Consider the following 3,981-nt stretch of genomic DNA (forward strand, 5'->3'; position numbering starts at 1 on the left):
TCCGCGGAGACCACCACGGTGTGGGACACCCCGGGGGTGTTGTCCACGAAATTGGTGATCAGCCAGTTCAGGTTCTGTGCGGCCTGGCTCATCTGAGTCAACTCAACGCTCCTGGTGGTTCGAGCCGCCGAAGAGATCGGTGCTCCGGTTCTGTCCGTTGCCGGACTGGTCTACCTGATCGGGGTCGATCCGGAAGCTTCCGGTGTTGCCGGCGCTGCGGCCCTGTTCCACACCGCGGCGCAGGTTGGTGAGGCGGCCACGGACCTCCTCGGGGCTGCGGGAGACCTGCGGCCCGTCCTGCGGGGTGGGCTTGGCGTTGCCGGGCACCAGGTTCTGCTTGGGCACCCGCCGGGGCAGTCCGGCCCCGGTGGTGCCGGCGGACGAGGGCTCGCGCAGCTGCTCGGCGCGCTGCCAGTCACCGTCGTTCGGCGACTGCCAGGGGGAGGCGGTCGGGCCGGTCGGGCCGTATCCGCCCAGGGCGGACACGTCGTGGCCGCGGGTCTCGACGGGCGCCGAGGTGTCCTTGGCGCCGGCGAACCAGTTCGGGCTCTCGCCGGTCGGGCTGCTGCTGACGGCCGGGGCACCGCCCAGGTTGCCGCCCGCCAGCTGCTGGCCGGGGCGGCGCTGGGGCAGCCCGGACGGCAGGGTGGGGGTGGGCTCGGCGGCGGGCAGGGCGGGCGGCTCCGGGGCGTACGGGTGGCCGGCCGGGGCCTCCTCGGCCTGGTGGCCGTACTGGCCGGCGTACTCGTCCTGCTGGTAGCCGTCCTGCTGGTAGCCGTACTGGTCGTCGTTGCCGTAGCGGTCGTCGGCGTAGGCGGTCTGGTCGTAACCCTGCTGCGGGTACTGGCCGTAGCCGTCCTGGGCGTACTCGTCCTGCTGGTAGCCGCCCTGCTGGTAGCCGTACTGGTCGTCGTTGCCGTAGCGGTCGTCGGCGTAGGCGCCCTGCTGGTAGCCCTGCTGCTGCGGGGCGTACTGGTCGTAGCCCTGCTGGTAGTCCTCCTCGACCTCGGCGTCCACCACCGGCGACTCCGGGGCGCTCTCCAGGGCCGCGCGGCGGACCTGGTCGAGGCGCTGGGAGCGCTGGACGGCCTCCAGGGCCGGGCTGAAGCCGGAGGAGCCGGCGTTGCCGATGCCGGTGAGGTGGTCGTCGAAGCCCAGCTCGGCCGCGCTGCGGTTGTCCGGCGCCCACTCGGCGGCCGGCTCCTGCTCGGCGAAGATCCGGGAGACGGTGAACTGCTCCTCGTCCGGCTCCGGCACGGCCGCGGAGCGGGTGACGAACGGCGGGAGCATGACCAGCGAGGTGGTGCCGGCCGACTCGCCGGACGGGCGGAGCTGGACGCGGATGTCGTGCCGCTGGGAGAGCCGGCCGACCACGAAGAGGCCCATGCGGCGGGAGATGGTGGCGTCGACCGTGGGCGGCTCGGCAAGCTTCTCGTTGATCTCGGCGAAGTCGTCGGCGGTGAGGCCGATGCCCTTGTCGTGGATCTCGACCAGGACGCGGCCGTCCGGCAGGCGGGTCGCGTTGACCAGCACCCGGGTCTGCGGGCTGGAGAACGAGGTGGCGTTCTCCAGCAGCTCGGCGAGCAGGTGGACGAGGTCGGTCACGGCGGCGCCGACGACCTCGACCTCCGGGATGCCGGACAGCTCGACGCGCTCGTACTGCTCCACCTCGGAGGCGGCGGCGCGCAGCACGTCGACCAGCGGGACCGGGGTGTTCCAGCGGCGGCCGGCCTCCTCGCCCGCGAGGACGAGCAGGTTCTCACCGTTGCGGCGCATACGGGTGGCCAGGTGGTCCAGCTTGAAGAGGTTCTCCAGCTGGTCCGGGTCGGCCTCGTTGTTCTCCAGGTCGGTGATCAGCGCCAGCTGGCGCTGGATCAGGCCCTGGCTGCGGCGCGAGAGGTTGGTGAAGATCGCGTTGACGTTGCCTCGCAGCAGCGCCTGCTCGGCGGCGAGCGCCACGGCCTGCTGGTGGACCTGGTCGAAGGCCCGGGCGACTTCGCCGATCTCGTCCTTGCCGTGCAGCGGGATCGCGCTGACCGAGGTGTCGACCCGGTCGGGGTCGGTCTTGGAGAGCTTCTCGACCAGGTCCGGCAGGCGGTGGTCGGCGATCTCCAGGGCGGCGCTGCGCAGGGTGCGCATGCCGAGGATCATCGAGCGGGCGACGTAGCCGGTGAGCAGGCCGGCCAGGATCAGTGCGGCGACGACGATGACCGTGTTGAGGATGGCGTCGTAGAGCGCGTTGTCCTTGAGGTCGCGGGACTGCGTGAGGACGTCGTCCAGCAGCGCGAGTTCGGTGTTCCGCAGGGCCTGGATGTGGGTTCCGGCGGCCTGGTTCCAGTTGTCCGGGGTCAGACCGGAGTTCTTGGCCTCGGCGTACGCGGCGTCGGCCGCGGCCTTGCCCTTCTGCTGGCCGGCGGCGGCGGCCTCGGCGTAGTTGCCGGCCAGGGACAGCAGGCCCTGCATGGTGGGCGCGCTGCCGTTCGGCATCTTGTAGGCCGAGCGGTCCTGGGCGGTGGCCAGCGCGACCTGGGCGTCGCCGTACTTCTTGGCGTCGCCGGGGTCGGCACCGGTGTTGAACTCGGAGAGGGAGACCTGCTCCAGCTTCTCGGCGACCAGGATCTGCTGGGTCATGTCCTGGTTCTCGTAGCGCGTGGTCACGCCCTGCGAGATGCCGACCAGCAGGCTCAGCATGAGCGAGCGCTGGGTCGAGGCGGAGGCCTTGGCCAGCGACATCGCGTAGATCGCGCGGCCCTTGCTGGTGGCGTTGGCGGAGCCGTTGCCGACCGAGTTGTCGTAGGCCAGCAGCGGCGCGAACATCGCCGAGTAGGCGTTCGCGGTGGCGCTGGCGAACAGCTCCTTGCCGTATGCGACCTGGCGCAGGTGCGGCAGGTCGCCCACCAGGCTCTGGAAGGCCTCGTGGCGGCGCGGCAGCTCGCCGGACTTGTCGGACGCGTCGTACGCGGTGTTGTAGGCCTTCATCGCCGCGTCGGTGTCGGCGCGGCGCTTGGCGACCTCGTTGTTGGGGTCCTGCCCGGTGATCAGCGGTATCAGGGTCTTGTCGCGCTCGTTCTCGAGCGCCTCGGCGAGTTCGGTCGCCGCCTTGGCGAGCTCGGCGGTCTTCTCGGCGCGGGAGGCCTTGATGTAGCCGTCGACCGAGGTGTTCACTCGCAGACCGCCGAAGACGAGACTGATGATCACGGGGATCAGCAGGATCGCGATCAGTCGGGTCGGCACGCGCCAGTTGCGCGGGCGGAGGAAGTCGTACCGACTGGCGACGCCGTCACCCGGTGAGCCCGCCGAACCGGCGCCGGGGCGCGGTTCCTTGCCCGCCGTCTGGGGCTTGGGGGCCGGGGTGGCCTGGGCGCGCTCCTCGGTGGGAGTGAACGCGGAGAATCCGGCCTGTTCCGCGGCGCTGCCGTTCGGCGCGCTCTGGCGGGGCTCGGAGCGCCGCTGCGGGGCGGGTTGCTGCTTACGCCTCACTCGACAACTACCTCTCGGCCGACTAGCCGGCCATGGATCAATCCAGCGCTACCCCCGGGGCCCTGGCCCGGCACCGGACGGCCGACGCGGGATGTTCAGGGGTAGCTGGAATTTCAGCACGTGCAGGGATGGGGGACAAACAGCCGCCGCATGGCACCCGTGCCGGAACAATACGGACAATCAACGACATGCCGGAGCAAATCCGTGGTGATCTGGCGCTGAGTGACGCTGATTCGCCACGCTGCGTCATTGTTGATCACAAAATGCCTACCGAACTGTTATCCGCTGCTTATACACGGGTCTTGCGCGCGGCCCCGGGAGGACACCGGCCGGTAAAGCACCGCCGCCCCGGCGACCCGTCAGTGTGACGGTTCACCGGGGCCGATCGGTTCCCGTGCTCGCCTCCGGGCCGTGGCTGTGGTGGTCAGCGGAGTCGGGCGAGGAGGGCGTGTTCGACGAGGGTGATGAGGGCGCTCTTGGCGCTGTCCCGGCGGCGGGCGT

General features: G+C 70.8%; 1 protein-coding gene and 2 pseudogenes. All 3 read right to left on the reverse strand.

Annotated features, from left to right (window positions below):
• Positions 1-92: pseudogene (locus ACFWIS_RS40460) on the reverse strand (roadblock/LC7 domain-containing protein); the annotation flags it as partial.
• 10 nt (positions 93-102) lie between these two features.
• Positions 103-3,480: a nitrate- and nitrite sensing domain-containing protein gene (locus ACFWIS_RS40465; RefSeq protein WP_380464052.1), complete on the reverse strand. Its 3,378-nt coding sequence runs from the start codon at positions 3,478-3,480 to the stop codon at positions 103-105.
• A gap of 424 nt (positions 3,481-3,904) precedes the next feature.
• Positions 3,905-3,981, reverse strand: a pseudogene (locus tag ACFWIS_RS40470) (ATP-binding protein); the annotation flags it as partial.

Source organism: Kitasatospora sp. NPDC127060, assembly GCF_042724935.1.
In the GTDB taxonomy this organism is placed as follows: Bacteria; Actinomycetota; Actinomycetes; order Streptomycetales; family Streptomycetaceae; genus Kitasatospora.